Source organism: Streptomonospora sediminis (assembly GCF_054778995.1).
Genome location: NZ_BAAGYZ010000038.1, coordinates 23,359 through 43,192 on the forward strand (window position 1 = coordinate 23,359; position 19,834 = coordinate 43,192).

Below are 19,834 nucleotides of genomic sequence, written 5' to 3' on the forward strand. Positions count from 1 at the left end.
TTCTGGCCCGCCGCGCAGACCATCGCGAACCAGGACCCTCGCCCCGGCCGGTCGCGCCGCGTTAGGATTCCGTCAAAATGCCGGTAATTTGGATCGGGCGCGGGTTTGAAGCGCCGTGTGGTCGCGACGATGCTCACGGTGCGTGACGGCGGGGGTTCCGGTGTCGGTGGCTCCGGCCGCCCGCGCGTGAGAAGGACCACGCCGGGATCGGGAAGATGAGCAGGAGGTGTCGCAGAGCGCTTGGCGTCTGCCCAGGTGGCGGCGGTGCATTACGCAGAGTACGGGGCCGGTGCGGGCGAGCGGAGGCGGCGGATGATACACCCGTTAACAGGGCAGTCAAGGTGTGGACAGCGGCCGCGGCTAACCTGTGGAAGGCCCGGCCGGTCCCGTGCGTCCCCGATCGCCCAGACCGTTCGCCGTGCTCCAGAGCCGCCGAAAACCCCGACAGCCCTTGCGACCCCGCCCATCACGCACGCTCCGCCGGCACCGCACGCCCGCCGCCCTGCAGCGGGCCGCCCCCGCCGGTCCGACCGACGATGAACGACGTGCCAATGCTGCTGCCTGCCATCCTCGTGCTGCACGCCGCCGCTGCGGTGGTGCTGCCGCCGCTCGCCGGTCGGCTCGGCGCCCGCATCTTCCTGCTCGCCGGGCTGGCGCCGGTGTCGGCGGCGGTATGGGCGATCGCCCACGCCCCCGGAATCCTCGCCGGCACGCCGGTGCAGGCGGCCGTGGCCTGGGCGCCCGCGCTCGGTATCGCCTTCGCGTTCCGTATCGACGCGCTCGCGCTGGCCATGATCCTACTCGTCAGCGGTGTGGGCGCGGTCATCTTCGGCTACTGCGCCGTCTACTTCCACTCCGACGAGCGCCACCTGGGCAGGCTGGCCGCGATCCTGACCCTGTTCGCCGGCTCCATGCTCGGCGTGGTCACCACCGACAACCTCTTCGCGCTGTACGTCTTCTGGGAACTGACCTCGATCACCTCATTCCTGCTGGTGGGCCACGACGACCGCAAGGAGCAGGCGCGGCGCGCGGCCACCCAGGCGCTGGTCACCACGGCGGGCACCGGGCTGCTGATGCTCATCGGGTTCATCATGCTGGGCTGGGCCGCGGGCGACTACAGCATCTCGTCGCTGGTGGCCGACCCGCCCGAGGGCGGGCCGTGGCTGACCGCTGCGCTGGTGCTCATCCTGGTGGGCGCCTTCGCCAAGTCGGCCCAGGTGCCGATGCATTTCTGGCTGCCGGGCGCGATGATCGCCCCCACCCCGGTCAGCGCCTACCTGCACGCGGCGGCGATGGTCAAAGGCGGTGTCTACCTGGTCGCCCGCCTGGCCCCCGGGTTCGCCGACGCCGGAGTCTGGCAGGTGCTGGTGCTCGGCATCGGCCTGGCCACCATGATCGTGGGCGGGTGGCGGGCGCTGCGCCAGGACGACCTGAAACTGCTGCTGGCCTACGGCACCGTCAGTCAGCTCGGCTTCCTCACCCTGCTCGGGGGAGCCGGCACCCAGGTGGCCGGCACCGCCCTGGTCGGCGCGCTGCTGGCGCACGGCCTGTTCAAGTCGGCGCTGTTCCTCACCGTCGGGATCATCGACCACCAGACCGGCACCCGCGGCATCAGCCGCCTGAGCGGGCTGGGTCGGCGCATGCCGGTGCTGGCCGCTGCGGCGGGGCTGTCGGCCGCGTCGATGGCCGGGCTGCCGCCGCTGATCGGCTTCGCCGCCAAGGAGGCGGCATTGGAGGCGTTCGTGCCGGGCGCAGCGCCGCAACCCCCGCCGGCGGCCTCGGCGGTGGAGCTGGCCGGGCTCGTGGCGGGCTCGGTGCTCACCTTCGCCTACAGCGCACGGTTCCTCTGGGGAGCCTTCGCCGACCGCCCCACCGTCTCCGAGCGGCGCTTCGAGGCGCCATCGGCCGCATTCATCGCCGCACCCGTGGCGCTGTCGGCCATCAGCCTGGTCCTGGGCGTGGTCCCGGGACTCACCGACACCCTTGCCCAGGGCTACGCCCACGCGCTACCGGCCGGCGAAAAGCCCTACCACCTGGCGCTGTGGCACGGGCTGACACCGCCGCTGCTGCTGACCGCCGGGGTGGTGGCCGCGGGCGTGCTGCTGTTCGCCAAGCGCCGGGCCGTGGGCCGCCTGCAGAACGCCATGCCGCGCTGGCCCGACGCCGAGTACGGCTACCACCTGTTCATCCACGGCATCTACAGCATCGCGCTGAGCGTCACCCGCCGCACGCAGAGCGGCTCGCTGCCGGTGTATTTGGGCATCATCCTGGCCGCGCTGCTGGTGCTTCCCGGATCGCGGCTGGTGGCCGGGCTGATCACCGGCGGGATCGCCATCCCCGGTCCCGATGAAGGGCTGCGGCTCTGGGACAGCCCGTTGGAGCTGCTGGTGGCGGCGGTCATTGTCATCACGGCCGTGGCCACGGTGCGCGAGCACCGGCGTTTCCCGGCGCTGATCCTGCTCAGCGTGCTCGGGTTCGGCATCGCCGGACTTTTCGTGCTGCACGGCGCACCCGACCTGGCACTCACCCTGGTGCTGGTCGAAACCCTCACCACGATCATCCTCGTGTTCGTGCTGCGGCGGCTGCCCTCGACGTTCAGCGTGCGGCCCGGCGGCTGGGCCAAACGGCTGACCGTGCTGCTGTGCGCGGCGGCGGGCACGTTCATCGCGCTCGCGCTGTGGCTGATGACCGCGGCGCGCACCGACGGGCCCGTCTCCACGGGTTATGCGGACCTGGCCAAGGAGGCGGGCGGCGCGAACCTCGTCAACGTGATCCTCGCCGACTTCCGCGCGCTCGACACCTTCGGCGAGGTCGCGGTGCTGGCCACGGCGGCGGTCGCGGTGGCCTCGCTGGTCCTGCTGAACCGGCGCGACCGGGTCGTCGACGAACCCGCCGCCGAGACCGAGAACGAGACCGGCCCGGCCCCATCCGGGGGTGCGGGCGGCGGGCAGGAGTCCGAATCCGCAGGCACCGGCGCGCTGGCGCTGCGGCGCCGCTCCGCGGACACGGACGCGGGCACTGGCACAGGTACGGACGCAGGCACGAGCGCGGAACCGGGCACGGGAACCGCCCCGGCGGCCGACGACGAGGGGAGCGACGATGACCGACGATGAACCGGTCCGCCCCGAACCCAGCCCCGGGCGCGCCGACGGCGAGTGGGGCCGGGCCGACCGCAGCGGCGCTCCGCCCGAGGACTGGGAGGCGCCCCGCGAGCGCTGGCTGAGCACCGGAGTGCGGCCCGCCTTCGGGCCGCGTTCGGTGCTGCTGGAGGTCGCCGCCCGGCTGCTCACCCCCGCCATCCTCACGTTCGCGGTGTTCCTGCTGGTCTCCGGGCACGACCGTCCCGGGGGCGGGTTCGCCGGCGGGCTGGTGGCCAGCATGGCCTACGTGCTGCGTTACATCGCCGGCGGCCGGCACGAACTGCGGGCGGGCATGCCCATGTTCCCCAACACCCTGCTCGCCCTGGGGCTGCTGCTGGCCTGCGGCACGGCCGCCGCGCCGCTGCTGCTGGGCCACCCGGTCCTGGAGGTCCACAGCTTTACCGCGCACCTGCCGCTCTTCGGCAAGGTCAAGTTCGCCAGCTACCTGCTATTCGAATCGGGGGTGTTCCTCATCGTCGTCGGTCTGGTGCTCTCCGTCGTCGCCGCCTTGGGGGCGCGTATGGAGGCCGAGGAAGAGGAGGCCCGCGGCCGCCGCGAAGGCGCGGGCGCAGGCACTGCGGGGGGAGGCACCCGATGAGCGCGCCCGGATTCATCCTCATCGTGGCCGTGGCCGTCCTCTACTCCAGCGGCTTCTACCTGCTGCTCCAACGCTCCCTGATGCGGGTGGTCTTCGGCATCGTCGTGCTGGGCCACGCCGCCAACCTCTCGCTGATGCTCACCGACCGGGCGATCACCCTGCCGCCGCTGCTGACCGGTAAGGACGGCGCCATCTCCGATCCGCTGCCCCAAGCCATGGCGCTGACCGCGATCGTGATCACCTTCGGCGTGACCACCTTCCTGCTCGCGCTGGCCTACCGGGTGTGGTTGGGCGATGCCAACGACGAGGTGCCCGCCGACCTGGAGGACCGCCGCATCGGGCGGCTCTCGGAGCCGGAGGACTCCTCGTGAACGTGCTGCTGGCCGTACCGGTGGTGGTCCCGCTGCTGGGCGCTGCCGCCAGCCTGCTGCTGCGGCGCACCCCCCGCCTTCAGCAGTGGGTGGCCGTGGCCGCGCTGGTCTCGGTGGTCGTGGCGACCGCGCTGCTGCTGCGCAGCACCGCCGAGGGCACCGTGCTGACCAGCCAGGCCGGCGGTTGGGAGGCGCCGCTGGGAATCACCATCGTCGCCGACCCGCTGTCGGGGCTGCTGCTGGCGGTGTCGGCGGTGGTGCTGCTGGTGGTGCAGCTCTACGCCATTGGCCAGGACATGGCCGGGCTCAGCCGCGCCATGCCGCAGGTGTTCCATCCCATCTACCTGGTGCTGACCGCCGGGGTGTGCCTGAGCTTCCTGGCCGGCGACCTGTTCAACCTCTTCGTCGGCTTCGAGATCATGCTGACGGCCAGCTACGCGCTCATCACCCAGGCGCCCACCCGGGCGCGGGTGCGGGCCAGCATGATCTACACCGTGGTCAGCCTGACCTCCTCGATCCTGTTCCTGACCGGGATCGCGCTGGTCTACGGGCTGACCGGCACGGTCAACCTCGCCGACATCGCGGTGAAGCTGGGCGGCGCCCCGCCGGAGCTGCGGATGGTGCTGGCGCTGCTGTTCCTGGTGGTGTTCGGCATCAAGGCCGCGCTGGTGCCGATGCACTTCTGGCTGCCCGACAGCTACCCGGTGGCCATCACCCGCATCTCGGCAATCTTCGCCGCCCTGCTCACCAAGGTCGCGGTCTATGCGATCATCCGCAGCCAGACCCTGCTCTTCGGGCGCGATGACATCTCGGCGGTGCTGCTGTGCGTCGCGATCGCGACCATGATCGTGGGCATTCTCGGCGCGCTGGTGCAGGACGACATCAACCGGCTGATGTCCTTCGCGCTGGTCAGCCACATCGGGTACATGATCTTCGGGTTGGGCCTGCACTCGGTGGCCGGCATGGCCGGTGTGGTGATCTACCTGGTGCACCACATCGTGGTCCAGGCCAACCTGTTCCTGGTCAACGGGCTGATCCGGCAGTACGCCGGGCACAGTTCGCTGCGGGCCATGCGCGGGGTGACCACGGTTTCGCCGCTGCTGTCGGTGTTCTTCTTCCTGCCCGCCATGAGCCTGGCCGGCCTGCCGCCGATGTCCGGGTTCATGGCAAAGGTCGCCCTGTTCCAGGCCGGGGTGGGCGCCGGCGGCTGGCTCGTCTACACCGCCATCGGCGCCGGGGTCGCCACCAGCCTGCTGACGATCGTGGCGATCTTCCGCGTATGGGTGCGCGGCTTCTGGGGCACTCCGATGCCCGACATGGTCGAGGCCCGCGCGCGGCTCAAGAGCGGCGCCCACCTGGGCGGCCTGCGGGTGATGGCGTGGACGACCGGGGTGATGGTCGCTCTCGGGCTGGTGGTGGCCGCAGCGGCCGGACCGCTCTCGGAGCTCGCTTTCGTCGCCGCGCACGACCTGATGAACGGTACGTCCTACATCGAGGCCGTGCTGGGGGAGGACGCGCGATGAGCACAGGCCCCGCGGCACCGGATCCCGGCACCGGCGCGGCATCGGCACGCAGCCTGCCGCAGCGGCTGCTGGGACGCATGGCCACCGTGGTGTGGCTGACCGCGATGTGGGTGATCCTGTGGGGCGACCCCAGTCCCGGAACGGTGGTGGCGGGGGCCTGCGTGGCGTCGGGCTGCTACGCGGTGGCGAAGCTGCCGCACCTGCCCGTGCGGCTCAGCTTCCGGCCCCTGCACGTGCTGCTGCTGGTCGGGCGCATCGCCGTCGACCTGGTCACCTCGAGTGTGCGCGTCGCGATCCACGCGGTGTGGCGGCCCGAGCGCATGCGCGGGGTGATCGTCGCGGTGCCCATGCGCACCGACTCCGACCTGCTGCTGGCGCTGACCACCGCGGGGCTTTCGCTGATCACCGGAAGCCTGGTCATCGAGCTGAACCGCGAGGAGGGCGTGCTGTACGTCCACGGGACCCCGATCCACTCCGAGCGGTCGGTGCGAAACCTGCGCCGGCAGGTCCGCCGCACCGAGGAGCGCTTCGTCCGCGCGTTCGGCACCTTGGCCGATATCGAGGAATTCGAGCTGGAGGAGCGGTCCATGCGCGATGCCGAAAACGCGGCCGCCGGCGGTGCCGCCGACGCCGGTGAGGGGAACCGATGAACATCCTGGACTACGCCTACGCGGCGACCTTCGTTCTGCTGGGCGGGGCCGTGCTGCTGGCCATGTACCGGCTGGTGCGCGGGCCCTCGGTGATGGACCGGATCGTGTGCCTGAACACCACGTCGGTGCTGCTGATCAGCTTCATCGCGGTCGAGGTGGCGCTGCGCGGCGACCCCGCCTACATCGGCTTGGTGATCACCTTCGCCCTGCTCGGCTTCGTCGGGTCGCTGACCGCGGCGCGCTTCGCCGAAAGGAGGGCCCATGACCGCGGCTGATATCGCCACCGCAGTGCTGATGCCGCTGGGGGCGCTATTCGCCTTCGTCGGCACGATCGGCCTGGTGCGGTTCCCGACCCTCCTGGGGCGCGTGCACGCCGCCACCAAGCCCGACACGGTCGGACTGGTGCTGATCCTGGCGGGGGCGGCGTTCCAGCTCGACGACATCAGGGCGGCCGCCTGGCTGGGGCTGGCGGCGCTGTTCCAGTTCCTCACGGTCCCGGTGCTGGCGCAGACACTGGGCCGCGTGGCCTACAGCCGCGGCGAGATCAGCGCCGACCATTTGGTCGCCGACGAGCTGGCCGACGCGGTCGACCGCTCGCGGGAGAAGGGCGAGGACGGGACCGGGAGTTGAGCTTGGTCCGGGTGTGGGAAAGGGAACGGGAACGCTGCACCGGGCGCGGGCAACGGATTCGGGAACGGGTGCCTGTGGACGGCCGCCGCGTCCGGACACCGGGTTCTGGTAGCAAGGGGCCATGGTGACCCCTGTGCCTTCCGATAACCGCCCGGCGACCGCACCCCCGTCCCCCGGTCCGGACGGTTCCGCCGCCCCGGACGACTCGGCCGGGCCCGCCGCGGGCAGTGCCGACACCGGCGGCGATGCGCTGCGCGAGGCCGCCGAGGGCCACCTGCGGGCGCTGGCCGGCGAATCCGCGCGGCTGCGCGAAGACCAGTGGAGCGCCATCCGCGCCCTGGTCGCCGAACACCGCCGCGCCCTGGTCGTGCAACGCACCGGGTGGGGCAAGTCGGCGGTGTACTTCGTGGCCACCGCGCTGCTGCGGGCCGCAGGGGCGGGGCCCACGGTCATCGTCTCCCCGCTGCTGGCCCTGATGCGCAACCAGATCGCCGCCGCCGAACGCGCCGGCATCCGCGCCCGCACCATCAACAGTGCCAACCCCGACGACTGGGACCCCATCTACGCCGAGGTCGCCGCGGGCGGGGTCGACGTGCTGCTGGTCAGCCCCGAACGCCTGAACAACCCCGACTTCCGCGACCGCGCGCTGCCGCAGCTGGCAGCCGGCGCCGGGCTGGTCGTCATCGACGAAGCCCACTGCATCTCCGACTGGGGACACGACTTCCGCCCCGACTACCGGCGCATCCGCACCCTGCTGCGCGAACTCCCGCCGCGCATTCCGGTGCTGGCCACCACCGCCACCGCCAACGGCCGCGTAACCCGCGACGTCGCCGAACAGCTCGAAACCGGCGACGGCGCCGCCACCCTGGTGCTGCGCGGCGGGCTCGACCGCCCCAGCCTGCGCCTGTCCGTCGTCGACCTGCCCGATACCACCGCCCGGTGGGGCTGGTTGGCCCGCTACCTCGACGAACTCCCGGGCTCGGGCATCGTCTACACCCTCACCGTCGCCGCCGCCAACGACACCGCCGACTTCCTTGCCGCACGCGGCTACAACGTGCGCGCCTACACCGGCCAGACCGATCCCGACGACCGCCGCCGCGCCGAGGACGACCTGCTGGCCAACCGCACCAAGGCGCTGGTGGCCACCAGCGCGCTGGGCATGGGCTTCGACAAGCCCGACCTCGGTTTCGTCGTGCACCTGGGTGCGCCGCAGTCGCCGATCTCCTACTACCAGCAGGTCGGCCGCGCAGGACGCGGGCTGGAGCGCGCCGAGGCGGTGCTGCTGCCCGGCCGCGAAGACCGCGAAATCTGGTCCTACTTCTCCTCGCTGGCGTTTCCCGCCGAGGACACCGTTCGCCACGCGCTGGCGGTGCTGGCCGAGGCCGAGGGCCCCATGTCGCTGCCGCGGCTGGAAACCCGGGTCGACCTCGGGCGCAGCAGGCTTGAGCAGATGCTCAAGGTTCTCGATGTCGACGGCGCGGTGCGCCGGGTGCGCGGCGGCTGGACCGCCACCGGCCAACCCTGGCACTACGACTCCGAGCGCTACGCCGCGGTCACCGCGGCGCGCGAACGCGAACAGCAGGCCATGCTCGACTACGTCGGCGCCGCCGGCTGCCGCATGGAGTACCTGCGCGGCCAGCTCGACGATCCCGACGCCGCCGCGTGCGGCCGGTGCGACAACTGCGCAGGGGCGCCCTACCCCGCGGCCACCGACTCAGCGGGCCGCGAGGCCGCGGCCAAGCACTTGGAACGTCCGGGCGTGGCCATTGCGCCGCGCAAGCAGTGGCCTTCGGGCATGGCCGCGCTCGGCGTCGACCTCTCCGGCAAGATCAGCGCCGGCTACCAGGCCGACGAGGGGCGGGCGCTGGCCCGGCTCACCGATATCGGTTGGGGCGGCGAACTCCGGCGGCTGCTCAACCCCGATTCCCCCGACGAACCGGTGTCCGACCGCGTCTTCAAGGGGGTTGTCGACGTGCTCGCCGCCTGGCCCTGGCAGCGCCGCCCAGCGGGAGTGGTCGCCATGCCTTCGCTCACCCGCCCGGAACTCATCACCGACCTTGCCCGCCGCCTGTGCCAGGTCGGCCGACTGGCGCCGGTCGGCTCTCTGGCATACACCGACCCCGATTCCGGCACCGGCCCGCGCCGCCACAACAGCGCCCACCGCCTGGCCCAGACCCACCGCGCCTTCGCGGTCCCCGCACCCACCGCCGACGCGCTGGCCGCCCTCGACGGCCCGGTTCTGCTGGTCGACGACCACACCGACACCGGCTGGACCCTCACCGCGGCCACCCGTCTCCTGCGCGAGGCGGGCGCCCCGGGCGTACTGCCCCTGGTATTGGCGGCGCGCAGCTAGACCGGCGCACTGATGATCATGCAGGAATTCCCGGATTTTAAAGCCGCGGGTTCGTGGCTTTGGGTGTGGTGTCCGGTTCGGGGAGCCGGCTCACGCTGCGGTATCGACCCGCTCGATAGAGCACGATCTCCCTGATCTCCTCGATTTTCCCGATCTCCCCGAACTCCCACATGCGCCGGCCGCCGGCCCGGGTCGGCGCGGGTGTCGCGGAGCGCCGTCCGTGACGGGCCGCCGCCCCGCCGCTGCCGTGGGCGGCGGTGGGCGGCGGCTCTGGTTCACTATGCGGCCTTGCCCGCGGCCGGGCGGCGGGCGCCCTGCACTGAAAGCGGCACCAACGGCCGCGAGCGGCGGGGGCGGGGTGCGACCGCGGCCCCTTCTGCGGGGGTGATCCCGTCGCGCACGGCACCGGAACCGGGCACAGGCGCCACCCCGCTACCGCGGCGTGAGCCGGTCCCCTGCCGAACCGGACACCGCGCCCGAAACCACGAAACCCGTGTAAAGCTGAGACGGGCATTTCCGCATTATCGTCGCGACGGTGCCGGGGACTACGCGGACTCACACCTGTGCAAAGCCACCGTCGGCGGAGATCTCGGCACCGTTGACGTAACTCGACGCGTCCGAGGCCAGGAACGTTGTTACGGCGGCGATCTCCGCGGGTTCGGCGAGTCGGCCGAGTGGGACGTCGCCTTCGGCCTGTGTGAGTGCCTCGGGCGGGACCAGTTCGAGCAGGCCGGGGGTGCGTGTGCCGCCCGGCGAAACGACGTTGACCCGGAAGCCGTGCTCGCGCGAGCTGAGGGCCCACCCGCGGGCGAGGTTGCGGACCGCGGCCTTCGAGGCCGCGTAAACCTCGAGTCCCTGGTTCGGCCGTGTCGTAGCGGTCGAGCCCGTAAGGATCACCGAAGCGTTTGCGCTGAGTAGCGGCAGCGCTTGCTGCACGGTGAAGATCGTTCCCTTGACGTTGGTGTCGAACACCGAGTCGATCAGCTCCGCCGTTACCTCGCCGAACGGAGCGGCGGTGCCGACGCCGGCGTTGGCGACCAGCACGTCGATGCGTCCTGCCTGTTCGCGCACGGTCCCATAGAGCGCGTCGAGCTCTGCGGGCACCGAAGAACTGCAGACCACGCCGGTCACGTCCGGACCGAGTTCGGCGACCGCAGTGTCCAGCGCGTCCTTGCGGCGGCCGGTGATGAAGACTTTGGCGCCCTCGTCGCGGAACGCGCGTGCGGTCGCGAAGCCGATGCCGGTGCTGCCGCCGGTGATCACAGCGACCTTGTCTGCCAAGACGGCCATGCCGTCCTCCTTGAAGGTTATGGACTGTTTCGTCCATAACGTTGTCAGATGTGGACCGTGCGGTCAAGAAAGGGCGGGTATCGGGCCGGCTGTGCGGTGCGGTGTTCCGGCCGGGTCGCACAACCGGCCTCGGTGCCGCCCGAGGGGGGACGCCCGCAACCGCCCCGCCGCCCGGCGACCGCCGCGGCGGTCCGGTCCTGCCGAGGCAACGGCTACCGCGGCCGCGGCGCGGAGCAGCACCGGCCGAGCAGGGGGCGCGCCGGTCAAGCCGGGGCGGCGGCCACCTCCGCGTCGGCGGCGTATGCGGCGTCGCGGCGGGCCTCGAAGGCCGCCAGGCGTTCCCGCACGGCCGAGGTCACCGCCTCATAGGCGTCGGAGTTGATCAGCAGCCGCAGCGGCGGGTCCGCGGCCAGTGCCGCCTCGATGGTCGCGTGGGCCACCCCCGACTGGCTGGCGGGCATGTCCGCGACCGCGGGCGGCGGCGCATCGGCCGGGCCGCCGCGGTAGGGCGCGCTCGGCTCGACCCGTTCCGCGGCGCCGTAGAACGTGGTGCGCACCATGCCGGGCTCGACCAGCACCGTGCGGATACCGAAGGGTGCAACCTCCTTCGACAAGGCCTCGAAAAATCCCTCCACCCCCCATTTGGCGGCGTGGTAGAGCCCGAAGCCCGGGAACGTGATGTGGCCGCCCATGCTGGACAGCTGCACAAAGGTTCCGCCGCCCTGCTCGCGCAGGTGCGGGACGACCCGGCGCGCCAGCTGGACCGAGGCCGTCAGGTTGGTGGCGATCATGCGCTCGACCTGCTCGTCGGAGAGGTCCTCGGCCGTGCCGAAGATGCCGAAACCGGCGTTGGACACGACGACGTCGATGGTCGCGTGCGCGGCAAAGGCCTCGTTCACCACAGCGCCGAGTTGGTCGGTATCGGTGACGTCGAGCCGGCGCGTCCAGAGCCGGTCGCCGTACCGCTGGGCAAGGTCGTCGAGCTGCTCGGGCCGGCGCAACGTAGCGGCGACGCGGTCGCCGCGGGCCAGCACCTGCTCTACGAGTTCGCGGCCGATGCCGCGCGATGCTCCGGTGATGAACCAAGTGGTCATGCTGGTTTCTCCAGTGATCCTGATGTGGGGTATCCGCCCTTCCCCTCCATGCTGGATTCGCGAAGACATGAGTACAAGCGATGGCTTTTCATCTCAGGCATGCGGAAATGAAATACCGGACCGCACCTGCCACGATGGGCGGCATGCTGGATCTTTCGCTCACCGGGCTGCGGGTCCTGGTCGAGGTCGCCAACCGCGGTTCGTTCACCGCCGCCGCCGAAGCGCTCGCCTACACCCAGTCCGCGGTCTCGCGCCAGGTCGGCGTGCTCGAACAGTCCCTGGGCACCCCGCTGTTCGAGCGGCAGCCGCGCGGCGTGGTCCTGACCCCCGCGGGCGAGACCCTGGCCCGCCACGCGGCAAAGGTTCTTGGCCACGTGGAGGCGGCCGAACTCGAACTCGACGGCCTGCGCGACCGGCTCGCCGGCCGCCTCGTCGTCGGGGCCTACCCCACCGTCGCCGCGACGGTGGTGCCACGCGCAATGTCCCGGCTGATGCGCCGCCACCCCGATCTGGTCCTGGCACTGCAGGAGGCCGCCACCCCGGAACAACTGCGCCGCCTGCGCGGCGGCCGCATCGAGGTCGCCGTCATCGCGGCGGGGGAGGGACTGCCGGACTACGACCTGGCCAACCTGCGCTCACAGGTGGTGCGCACCGGCCGCGGCCTGGGCATCGCCGTGCGGGAGGACCACCCGTTCGCCGCCCGCGAGGTGGTCGATGCGGCGGAGTTGGCCGACCAGACCTGGGTGGTGGGGATCGGCGGCCGCGGCGAGCCCCAGTTCGGCCCGTGGCCCACCCTGGACGAGCCCCGCGTGGGTTTCGAGGCCCGCACCTGGCCCACCCGCCTCGGCCTCGTCGCGGCGGGCCTCGGGATCTCCGTCCTCCCCGGCACCGCCGCCGACATCGTCCCGCACAGCGTCAGGTGGATCCCGGTACACGACCCGGGTCTGGCCTGGAACCGCGAAACCCTGCTGGTCACCAACGAGGACCCGTCACGAAACGCCCAGGCGATGACCCGCGCGATAGGGGAGGAGTTCAGCGCCCTTGACGCGGGTGGGTGAGGGGGATGGGGTGTCGACAGTGCGGAAATGCCCAAATCCAGCGCTGGATTTGGGCATTTCCGCACTGTCGACACCGGTAGCGCCGGGCGGCCCGCCGGGTGGAGACCCGTTACCTGAGCGATTCGGTGGTGATCGCGTGGAGGAGCCCGACCCATTCGCGGTGGGGGAAGGCGAGCTGCGCAGATTCGGGAGCCACGGAGTCGCGCATGCCGACTTGGTCAGGGGAGAGGGCGGCTTCAACGCACTGCGAGATTTCCAGGCTGTAGCTGCTCTTGGTCCAGGCGCCTTTGCGGCGAGACAGTATCGAGCGGCCGTTGTCCATGATGAACCTCCTCAGCAGGGGAGACCAATTCTCCCCTGGCCGATTTGGCTCTACGCTGGATGAGCCGCGGTTTGCACGGCCCGGCCAGCCGGTGAGGTCAGTCGTGTGGTTTGGACGATATGTCCCACAGGAGGCCGATCCACTCGTGATGAGGGAAGGCGAGTTGGGTGGTGTCGGGGGTCTTAGAGTCGCGCATGCCGACTTGGTCAGGTAGCACAGCGGTCTCGACGCAGTTGGTCTCGACGCTGCTGTAGCTGCTCTTGCGCCATGAATCTGGGTGCGGGTGACTTGTCACTGTTCCTCGGTGCTCTCGACGGCGTCGCGCAAGAAATCGGCTGATTCGGCTGGATGGAGGGCAGTTGTCTGAAGTGTAGCGATATCTCCCAAGAAACCGTCGACGGTGTCGGGAGCATCCAGGAACAAGCTGGAGCGCCGGTGCTCGATGTGCACCAGGGTCTGCGCCTTCGGGAACCTCAGCACAGTGAAAGACCCGGTCATTGCTGCGTGGCCTCGTAGTGACAGGGGGAGCACCCGGATCGTCGTACCCTCCTGCTCGGCCATGGCCGCGAGGTGCCGTATTTGCTCGGTCATGACTCCTGGAGCACCGATGGGCCGCCGGATAACAGCCTCATCGATGAACGCCTCGTAGCGGAGACCGTTCCCTGCGGAAAGAATCGACTGGCGTCCGATTCGAGTCGCAACGCGGGTCTCCATGACACTGCCTGCGATACCTCCTGCAGAGATCGTCGCGCGCGCATAGCCCTGGGTTTGCAGGAGCCCGGGGACGAGGTTCAGCGCGACATCCGTAATGGAGGTGGCCTGGCTCTCGAAGCCGATAAGCGCCGTGAGTTGGCTTGGCAGGCTGGAGGTGCTGCTTTCCCACCAGCCCGGCCGGTGGGCCTCGCGTGCGAGATCTATGAGCCGGTCCCGGTGCTCACCCGTCACTTCGTAGATGGCCAGCAGCGTCGCAATCTCCTCCGTCGTCACACCGCGCTTGCCGACCTCGATGCGGCTGACCATGGTGTGCGACCAGCCTGCCCGCTGGCCGGCTTCCCGAGTGTTGAGGCCCGACTTGAGGCGAAGTTCCTTCAGTTCGGCACCCAGTCCGCGGGCTCGAACGGTTGGCTTGCGCGGCACTTGCGACGACCTCCTTCGCTGTGGACAACGGCATCCTACGGGCGCCCGGGAACCTGAAATTACGCAGGGTGCTTGCGGAGGAGCATAGAGTTTGGAACAGTTACAGAGAGCGTAACCGTTCCAAATCCTGCGTGCTTCCCATCCAACTATGTTGGTCTTCACTTCTTGGAGGAACGATGCCCCCCGAGCAGGCCCCCCGCGAGCCCGCCTCCACCGCCGAACTCGCCACCCAACCCGCCGACGCCCTCGCCGCCGAACTCACCGATCTCTGCCGCGAGCAGGCGCCGCGGCTGTTCACCGTTGCCGAGATCGACGTCGAGAACGACGACGGTTGGATCCTCGGCTGGGGGATGTCCTGGCCGGACCGGGTCGTCGTCACCGGTGCCGACGGTAGCGGCTTCGCGCGGTTCCGGTCGGTCGAATCGGCAATGCGGCTCTTCGGCCGCGACCGCGGTCGCCGCCGCTCCACCCGCGTCGTGTGGCACGACGGCCAAGACCAGGGGGTGTGACCGCGGCATCACCGGGCGACGGCGGGGACGGCAGTGCCATCTTCCGTCGGAAGCGGGCTAGTGCGCGCGAATGCCGTCGAGGAGGTAAGTGGTGCGGCGGTCGTAGTCGTCCCGCCGCGGGTGGGTGCCGTACTTGAGGGAGAGTGCGTTCTCGTAGAGGTACGCCTGGAGGTCGTCGGCCGTGAACTCGGGCCGCAGCACGCCGGAAGCCCGGCCTCCGGCGACGAGTTCGCCGTGGATCCCGCTCGCGGTCCGGCAGATCTCCATGAGCTGTTCCGAGTGGGGGTATTCCTGCAGCAGGACGTCGTTGGCGGCGGGCTGGCGGTACTGCAGGTCGCGGATTGCGGTGAAGTAGTACGTCAGCCGTTCCCCGGCGCCATCGATGGACCGGGTGCGGTCGGCGATGGCGAACAGTTCGTTCGCGACGACCTCTTCGATGACTGCTTCGATGAGCCCGATCCGGCCGCCGAACCGGTTGAAGATCGTGGCCTTGCTTACTCCCGCCGCCTTGGCGACCTCTTCCAGCGGCACGGTCAGGCCGCGGCCCTGGAAGGCGCTGACCGCGGCACGGCGGATCTGCTCGGCGTTGCGCTTGGCGTCGGCGCGCAGCCGGGGCTCCGCAGGTGCCGCACCGGTCATGGTCTCCACCGTCTCTCGTTGCCGTCGCCGCCGGTATAACTTGACTCGCAGGGTCAGGTTACCTAGTGTCGCCGACGGAAGCGAACTTGACCGCACCGGTCAACTTGGGGTGTCGCGCGCTCGCACCACCAAGCCCGCCGCGGACACTCACGGAAAGGCCACACGCATGATCGTTGTCACCGGTGCTACCGGCGGGCTGGGCGGCGCCACCGTCGAGCACCTCCTCAACCGCATGCCCGCCGACCGGATCGGCGTCAGCGTCCGCGATGTTGCCAAGGCGCAGCACTTCGCCGACCGCGGCGTTCGCGTGCGGCAGGGCTCCTACGACGACCCTGCCGCGTTGCGCAACTCGTTTGCCGGTGCCGAGCAGGTGCTTCTGGTATCCGGCAACGACCCGAAGGCCGACCTGGTTCGCGCGCACCGCAATGCCATCGCGGCCGCCGCAGCGGCCGGCGCGCAGCGGATCCTCTACACGAGCCAGCAGGGCGCCGTCCCGGGCAATCCGTACCCGGCGTCGGAAATCCACATCGCCACCGAGGCGGCCCTTGCCGACTCCGGAGTGGCCTGGACCGCGCTGCGCAACGGCGCCTACGGCCCACTGGAACAGGTGCTCGGCCCGTGGCAGCAGACCGGAGAGATCGCCCAGCCGCAAGACGGTCCCGTCCCGTATACCGACCGTGCCGACATAGCCGAGGCCATTGCGGCCATCCTCGCCGGCGACCGCTCCTTCGCCGGACCCGTCAACCTCACCGCGCCAACCGCCGTCACCTTCGACGGCATCGCCGAAACCGCCTCCGAACTGACCGGCCGCACCATCAAGCGCACCGTCATCGGCGACGAGCAGTGGGTCGCCGACCAGGTCGCGACCGGTGTCCCCGAGCGGGCGGCCCGGTTCATGCTCACCTGGTACCAGGCCGGCCGCGCCGGTTACTTTGCCGAGACCGACACCCTGCTGGCGGACCTCCTCGGCCGAGAGCCCCGCAGCGTCGCCGACCGGCTGCTGTGTCTCCCTCGGTGCGGCCGATAGGGAGCCGATGACCGCGCTTAAGGAACTGCCACGGCGTATCGAGTCCCCGCGACCGCTTGGTAGTCCGCGCGGCAGTAAAAAGTCGTTCCCGTTTTTAGCAGCAGGAACGACTTCGGGAAGAATGGTTCGGGGGCCTGGGGGCGCTCCCCAAGAGAAACAACGAGACGCCCCGGGCGAGGCTCTGGCGCCGCTACTGGGGACCGACCCAATCCGCGGACGGTGACCTCACTCTCTACAACCCGGTGAAGATACGGGGCGAGCGCGCCGGTTCTACGAGTCGACAGCAGGTTGCGCCAGGTGGCCCTAGCGGTCCTAGGGAAGGACAGGGGACTGCCACGAGCATGTCGTGTGTGCCAGGTTGGAGCCATGACCACAACACTGATCACCGGGGCCAACAAGGGCCTTGGCAAGGAGACGGCCCGCCGACTCATCAAGGCCGGGCACACCGTTTACGTCGGCGCACGCGACGAGGCGCGCGGCCGAGCCGCCGCCGATGAGCTCGGCGCTCGCTTCGTCGGAATCGATGTCACCGACGACGCCTCAGTCGCCGCAGCGGTCGAGACCATCGCAGCCGAGGGCGGGCTCGACGTACTCGTCAACAATGCCGGCGTGGAGCCGCGGCTCGACGGCAACGCCATCCCGGCGGCTGCCGACGAGACGCCCGAACTGATGAAGGAGACCTTCGAGACCAACGCCTTGGGCACCTTGCGCATGCTGCGTGCTTTCCTGCCGCTGCTGCAGGAATCGGGCGCACCCGTCGTCGTGAACCTCAGCAGCGGGCTGGCGTCGATCTCCGGGATCGCCGAACCGGAAAGCCATACTCACTTCTACCCTGGCATCAGTTACCCCGCCTCCAAGGCGGTCGTCAACGTCATCACGATCCAGTACGCCAAGCAGTACCCGCGCATCCGGATCAACGCCGTCGAGCCGGGGTTCACCAACACCGATCTCAACGGCCGCACCGGCACCCTGACCGTCGAGGAAGGCGCCGAGGTCATCGTCCGAATGGCCCAGGTAACACCCGACGGCCCTACCGGCACGTATAGTTCCCGCCACGGCCCCATCTCGTGGTGAGGCTTCGGGACCACTCGAGGAACAGAAGTATGACCGAGAAAGCGAACCGAATCGGCGAGTTCCTGCGCGCCCGTCGCGACCTGGTCACTCCTGAACAGACCGGCCTGCCTGCGCAGGGGCCGCGCCGGGTTCCGGGGTTGCGCCGCGAGGAGGTCGCGATGCTCGCCGGTATCAGCGCGGACTACTACCTCCGCCTCGAACAGGGCCGCGACTCCAACCCGTCCCAGGCGGTCCTGGAGTCGCTCGCCGATATCCTCCAACTCGACGACGACACAACCGCTTACCTCCTCAGCCTCGGTGAGCCGCAGCCACGAAGCCGACGGCGTACGCCACGCCGAGAGTCGGTCCCCGCGGGCGTCGCCATGCTGGTGACCACGCTTGCCTTGCCTGCGTTCGTGGAAGGCCGCTACTTCGACGTCCTTGCCGCCAACCCACCGGCTACCGCCCTATCGCCGCGCCTGGTCGTTGGCGGCAACCGGCTCAGGGACGTCTTCCTCAATCCTGCGGAGACCGATCTCTATCCGGACTGGGAGAGCGCGACCGAGCGACTGGTCGCCGGCTTCCGGCAGTCCGTTGGCACCGATACCGATGACCAGCGCTTCATCGACCTCGTCGGTGAGCTGTCACTGGCCAGCCCCCGCTTCCGGACCTTGTGGGCACGACACGACGTGCGCACACGGGAGGGTGCCGAGATGCGACTGGAGCATCCGCAGCTCGGCGAGTTGCGCCTCAACCGCGAGAAGCTCGCCATAAGCGGTACTTCGGGCCAGATGCTCGTCGTCTACCACGCCAGCCCGGCAAGCCCGGACGCTGAGAAGCTCCGGCTCCTCGGCTCCCTCACCGAGGCGCCGCAGCCCACGCAGCCGGATATCCGCGCGACGTCTCCGAGCCCGCACACCTGAGGAATTCGTCGTGCTACGCCGGGACCTGCGTCGTTTCAGCTTCTGCACGGCGCCACCACCGGAGAACAAGCCTTCGGCATCGACTGACTCAAAACACTGGAGCTCCTGACCCGCAGAACGCGAACCGCCTCGGCCCAGCAACCAGGTGTATGAGTGCTGGACGTTGGTTGCAGCCGTGCGGAGACGCAACCGACCAACCGGGAACGCCGTGTAACCACCTGAATAACCAACAGCCACTGGGGCGCTTCCCTCCGATCACCTGGTCGATGACCCGGGCATGCCCTGGACTGTTGGACGTGCAGCGGACGCGGATCGTTGTTCCCGAGCTGAATACCGGCGCCACTATCGTGCGTGCACACCAGCGTGCGGCCGGGTTCTGGGAAAAGGGCGCGTTCCGGGCGTCTGCCGGGTAGGTGTGGTCGTGATGGCTGCAGCGGGATCGAGGGAACCGCCACTCAGGTGAGGAGGTTCAGTGCCGAGCAACGAATACCCGAAACGCGAAGAATCGGAACTTAATGCCGAGAATGTGTGGAATGTACTGTTTGCGGTCGACTTGAGGCGTCTGGTGCGTGCGTCAAAAGACGATGATGACGAGGTTGCGAATGAGATCAGGGCGCGCTATTTGATGGAGTAGCCGAATTCGGTCATGAGCTTGGAGGTGGCCGGTGGGAGGTGCTAGCGTGAGTTATCCGATTCTCCGTCACCGGCCGGACTCAGGAGAAAACATGCGGCTCACCCTCCTTGCAAAGGATACCGGGCGATCACCCGTCAGCGATTGCCCATCGGTCTACATTGCCGACACCGGTGAATTCATCGTCCAGGGGCCCGAATTGACCGGGGCGGACCGGTCCGCGTTGCAAAACCCGCTTGCGGGCGAGACTGCGGTCCGGATCTCCCCCGAGGTCGTGGCCAGGGCAGTTGAACAATACCGGAAGAGTTCGGCTAAGTGACCGCCGAGATCAAGGGCAACCCGATCAGCCGCGAAGAATTCGACCGGCTGTTCAGTGAGTTTCGTTACACGGCGTTCCGGCTGGAGACATTCCAAACGTATTCCTCCGCTTACGATACAGAGCCTTTCCGGCGGTTCATGGCCGATGACCTCGACGATTACTCACCCACTCTCCATGCCTGGGGCGAGAAACTCCGCGCCGATACCGCCGCGGGCCGGACCTACAGCCGTGTGCACGTGGTCACCGAGCCGCTGACGGACTATATGCGTTTCGAATGCGCCTGGGGATACCGCCCGAACGCCGAGGCCGGCGAGAACATCCGCATTCTCGCCGTAAAAGAGGGCGACTGGCCCGAAGGCATTCCCGCATTCGACTACTGGCTGTTCGACTCCCACCGGCTGGTGTCCATGACCTACGCCGACGACGGCTCGCTCCAGGCCACCGGACTGGTCGACGACTCGGAGCAGGTGGTGGCGGCCAATGTCTGGCGCGACCGCGCCAATTACCTGTCCGTGCCCTTCGCCGAGTACCAAGCCAGGTTCGACACCTACATGCGCCCGCTGTGAC

Annotated in this window: 22 protein-coding genes; 16 read left to right on the plus strand and 6 right to left on the minus strand. The window is 69.6% G+C overall.

Going from position 1 to position 19,834, the window contains the following annotated elements; translation table 11 throughout:
* Positions 1-536 precede the first annotated feature (536 nt).
* The 8 genes from mbhE (at position 537) to ACYVD5_RS10280 (ending at position 9,265) form a co-directional block, all read left to right on the plus strand.
* On the plus strand, positions 537-3,113 hold the full coding sequence (mbhE, locus tag ACYVD5_RS10245) for a hydrogen gas-evolving membrane-bound hydrogenase subunit E (protein WP_461000724.1): 2,577 nt from the start codon (positions 537-539) through the stop codon (positions 3,111-3,113).
* Positions 3,100-3,738, plus strand: a complete 639-nt coding sequence (locus ACYVD5_RS10250; protein ID WP_461000725.1) for an MnhB domain-containing protein — start codon at positions 3,100-3,102, stop codon at positions 3,736-3,738. The genes mbhE and ACYVD5_RS10250 overlap by 14 nt, the downstream gene beginning before the upstream one ends.
* Positions 3,735-4,109 carry a sodium:proton antiporter gene (locus tag ACYVD5_RS10255; RefSeq protein WP_461000726.1) on the plus strand — a complete coding sequence of 125 codons (375 nt, stop codon included), beginning with the start codon at positions 3,735-3,737 and terminating at the stop codon, positions 4,107-4,109. The genes ACYVD5_RS10250 and ACYVD5_RS10255 overlap by 4 nt, the downstream gene beginning before the upstream one ends.
* Entirely contained in the window at positions 4,106-5,632 is a 1,527-nt protein-coding gene (locus ACYVD5_RS10260) for a Na+/H+ antiporter subunit D (protein WP_461000727.1), read from the plus strand. Before ACYVD5_RS10255 ends, ACYVD5_RS10260 begins: the two co-directional genes overlap by 4 nt.
* Positions 5,629-6,282 carry a Na+/H+ antiporter subunit E gene (locus ACYVD5_RS10265; RefSeq protein WP_461000728.1) on the plus strand — a complete coding sequence of 218 codons (654 nt, stop codon included), beginning with the start codon at positions 5,629-5,631 and terminating at the stop codon, positions 6,280-6,282. Before ACYVD5_RS10260 ends, ACYVD5_RS10265 begins: the two co-directional genes overlap by 4 nt.
* On the plus strand, positions 6,279-6,557 hold the full coding sequence (locus tag ACYVD5_RS10270) for a monovalent cation/H+ antiporter complex subunit F (protein WP_461000729.1): 279 nt from the start codon (positions 6,279-6,281) through the stop codon (positions 6,555-6,557). The genes ACYVD5_RS10265 and ACYVD5_RS10270 overlap by 4 nt, the downstream gene beginning before the upstream one ends.
* Positions 6,544-6,912, plus strand: coding sequence for a monovalent cation/H(+) antiporter subunit G (mnhG, locus tag ACYVD5_RS10275; protein ID WP_461000730.1), 369 nt, complete (start codon positions 6,544-6,546; stop codon positions 6,910-6,912). The genes ACYVD5_RS10270 and mnhG overlap by 14 nt, the downstream gene beginning before the upstream one ends.
* Positions 6,913-7,033: 121 nt before the next feature.
* Complete coding sequence (locus ACYVD5_RS10280; RefSeq protein ID WP_461000731.1) at positions 7,034-9,265, plus strand: RecQ family ATP-dependent DNA helicase; 2,232 nt, start codon at positions 7,034-7,036, stop codon at positions 9,263-9,265.
* Positions 9,266-9,820: 555 nt separating this feature from the next.
* Here ACYVD5_RS10280 and ACYVD5_RS10285 read toward each other — a convergent pair.
* Together ACYVD5_RS10285 and ACYVD5_RS10290 are read right to left on the minus strand one after the other, a co-directional pair.
* Positions 9,821-10,555 (minus strand): SDR family NAD(P)-dependent oxidoreductase, encoded by a 735-nt coding sequence (locus ACYVD5_RS10285; RefSeq protein ID WP_461000732.1) that lies wholly within the window; start codon positions 10,553-10,555, stop codon positions 9,821-9,823.
* Between the two features lie 263 nt (positions 10,556-10,818).
* A complete protein-coding gene (locus ACYVD5_RS10290) occupies positions 10,819-11,649 on the minus strand; it encodes an SDR family oxidoreductase (protein WP_461000733.1) in 831 nt (276 codons plus the stop codon).
* A 143-nt stretch (positions 11,650-11,792) separates the two neighbouring features.
* Between ACYVD5_RS10290 and ACYVD5_RS10295 the strand changes: the two genes are divergently transcribed.
* Entirely contained in the window at positions 11,793-12,707 is a 915-nt protein-coding gene (locus ACYVD5_RS10295) for a LysR family transcriptional regulator (RefSeq protein WP_461000734.1), read from the plus strand.
* A gap of 109 nt (positions 12,708-12,816) precedes the next feature.
* Here the strand turns inward: ACYVD5_RS10295 and ACYVD5_RS10300 are convergent, their stop codons facing one another.
* From ACYVD5_RS10300 to ACYVD5_RS10310, 3 genes are all read right to left on the minus strand, one after another.
* Positions 12,817-13,029 (minus strand): DUF397 domain-containing protein, encoded by a 213-nt coding sequence (locus ACYVD5_RS10300; protein WP_461000735.1) that lies wholly within the window; start codon positions 13,027-13,029, stop codon positions 12,817-12,819.
* A 97-nt stretch (positions 13,030-13,126) separates the two neighbouring features.
* Positions 13,127-13,324: a DUF397 domain-containing protein gene (locus ACYVD5_RS10305; RefSeq protein ID WP_461000736.1), complete on the minus strand. Its 198-nt coding sequence runs from the start codon at positions 13,322-13,324 to the stop codon at positions 13,127-13,129.
* Positions 13,321-14,166, minus strand: a complete 846-nt coding sequence (locus ACYVD5_RS10310; RefSeq protein ID WP_461000737.1) for a helix-turn-helix domain-containing protein — start codon at positions 14,164-14,166, stop codon at positions 13,321-13,323. The genes ACYVD5_RS10305 and ACYVD5_RS10310 overlap by 4 nt, the downstream gene beginning before the upstream one ends.
* Before the next feature lie 176 nt (positions 14,167-14,342).
* Between ACYVD5_RS10310 and ACYVD5_RS10315 the strand changes: the two genes are divergently transcribed.
* Positions 14,343-14,675 (plus strand): hypothetical protein, encoded by a 333-nt coding sequence (locus tag ACYVD5_RS10315; RefSeq protein WP_461000738.1) that lies wholly within the window; start codon positions 14,343-14,345, stop codon positions 14,673-14,675.
* A 57-nt stretch (positions 14,676-14,732) separates the two neighbouring features.
* On the opposite strand, the gene ACYVD5_RS10320 is transcribed toward ACYVD5_RS10315, so the two are convergent.
* On the minus strand, positions 14,733-15,314 hold the full coding sequence (locus tag ACYVD5_RS10320) for a TetR/AcrR family transcriptional regulator (RefSeq protein ID WP_461000762.1): 582 nt from the start codon (positions 15,312-15,314) through the stop codon (positions 14,733-14,735).
* Positions 15,315-15,480: 166 nt separating this feature from the next.
* On the opposite strand from ACYVD5_RS10320, the gene ACYVD5_RS10325 reads away from it, so the two are divergent.
* The 6 genes from ACYVD5_RS10325 to ACYVD5_RS10350 all read left to right on the plus strand — a co-directional run bounded on the left by ACYVD5_RS10325 (position 15,481) and on the right by ACYVD5_RS10350 (position 19,833).
* Positions 15,481-16,341, plus strand: a complete 861-nt coding sequence (locus ACYVD5_RS10325) for an NAD(P)H-binding protein (RefSeq protein WP_461000739.1) — start codon at positions 15,481-15,483, stop codon at positions 16,339-16,341.
* 366 nt (positions 16,342-16,707) lie between these two features.
* Entirely contained in the window at positions 16,708-17,415 is a 708-nt protein-coding gene (locus ACYVD5_RS10330) for an SDR family NAD(P)-dependent oxidoreductase (RefSeq protein WP_461000740.1), read from the plus strand.
* Between the two features lie 29 nt (positions 17,416-17,444).
* On the plus strand, positions 17,445-18,317 hold the full coding sequence (locus tag ACYVD5_RS10335; protein WP_461000741.1) for a helix-turn-helix domain-containing protein: 873 nt from the start codon (positions 17,445-17,447) through the stop codon (positions 18,315-18,317).
* 472 nt (positions 18,318-18,789) lie between these two features.
* Positions 18,790-18,951, plus strand: a complete 162-nt coding sequence (locus ACYVD5_RS10340) for a hypothetical protein (protein WP_461000742.1) — start codon at positions 18,790-18,792, stop codon at positions 18,949-18,951.
* Between the two features lie 46 nt (positions 18,952-18,997).
* Positions 18,998-19,267, plus strand: coding sequence for a hypothetical protein (locus tag ACYVD5_RS10345; RefSeq protein ID WP_461000743.1), 270 nt, complete (start codon positions 18,998-19,000; stop codon positions 19,265-19,267).
* The gene (locus ACYVD5_RS10350; protein ID WP_461000744.1) at positions 19,264-19,833 is read left to right on the plus strand and encodes a DUF6879 family protein; all 570 of its coding nucleotides are present in this window, start codon (positions 19,264-19,266) and stop codon (positions 19,831-19,833) included. Before ACYVD5_RS10345 ends, ACYVD5_RS10350 begins: the two co-directional genes overlap by 4 nt.
* The last annotated feature ends 1 nt before the right edge of the window (position 19,834 follow it).

What these genes read in the sequence shown, in the direction of transcription:
- mbhE (WP_461000724.1), top strand. Translation starts at nt 537, where the DNA reads ATGAACGACGTGCCAATGCTGCTGCCTGCCATCCTCGTGCTGCACGCC.
- ACYVD5_RS10250 (WP_461000725.1), top strand. Translation starts at nt 3,100, where the DNA reads ATGACCGACGATGAACCGGTCCGCCCCGAACCCAGCCCCGGGCGCGCC.
- ACYVD5_RS10255 (WP_461000726.1), top strand. Translation starts at nt 3,735, where the DNA reads ATGAGCGCGCCCGGATTCATCCTCATCGTGGCCGTGGCCGTCCTCTAC.
- ACYVD5_RS10265 (WP_461000728.1), top strand. Translation starts at nt 5,629, where the DNA reads ATGAGCACAGGCCCCGCGGCACCGGATCCCGGCACCGGCGCGGCATCG.
- ACYVD5_RS10270 (WP_461000729.1), top strand. Translation starts at nt 6,279, where the DNA reads ATGAACATCCTGGACTACGCCTACGCGGCGACCTTCGTTCTGCTGGGC.
- mnhG (WP_461000730.1), top strand. Translation starts at nt 6,544, where the DNA reads ATGACCGCGGCTGATATCGCCACCGCAGTGCTGATGCCGCTGGGGGCG.
- ACYVD5_RS10280 (WP_461000731.1), top strand. Translation starts at nt 7,034, where the DNA reads ATGGTGACCCCTGTGCCTTCCGATAACCGCCCGGCGACCGCACCCCCG.
- ACYVD5_RS10285 (WP_461000732.1), bottom strand. Translation starts at nt 10,555, where the DNA reads ATGGCCGTCTTGGCAGACAAGGTCGCTGTGATCACCGGCGGCAGCACC.
- ACYVD5_RS10290 (WP_461000733.1), bottom strand. Translation starts at nt 11,649, where the DNA reads ATGACCACTTGGTTCATCACCGGAGCATCGCGCGGCATCGGCCGCGAA.
- ACYVD5_RS10295 (WP_461000734.1), top strand. Translation starts at nt 11,793, where the DNA reads ATGCTGGATCTTTCGCTCACCGGGCTGCGGGTCCTGGTCGAGGTCGCC.
- ACYVD5_RS10300 (WP_461000735.1), bottom strand. Translation starts at nt 13,029, where the DNA reads ATGGACAACGGCCGCTCGATACTGTCTCGCCGCAAAGGCGCCTGGACC.
- ACYVD5_RS10315 (WP_461000738.1), top strand. Translation starts at nt 14,343, where the DNA reads ATGCCCCCCGAGCAGGCCCCCCGCGAGCCCGCCTCCACCGCCGAACTC.
- ACYVD5_RS10320 (WP_461000762.1), bottom strand. Translation starts at nt 15,314, where the DNA reads ATGACCGGTGCGGCACCTGCGGAGCCCCGGCTGCGCGCCGACGCCAAG.
- ACYVD5_RS10325 (WP_461000739.1), top strand. Translation starts at nt 15,481, where the DNA reads ATGATCGTTGTCACCGGTGCTACCGGCGGGCTGGGCGGCGCCACCGTC.
- ACYVD5_RS10330 (WP_461000740.1), top strand. Translation starts at nt 16,708, where the DNA reads ATGACCACAACACTGATCACCGGGGCCAACAAGGGCCTTGGCAAGGAG.
- ACYVD5_RS10335 (WP_461000741.1), top strand. Translation starts at nt 17,445, where the DNA reads ATGACCGAGAAAGCGAACCGAATCGGCGAGTTCCTGCGCGCCCGTCGC.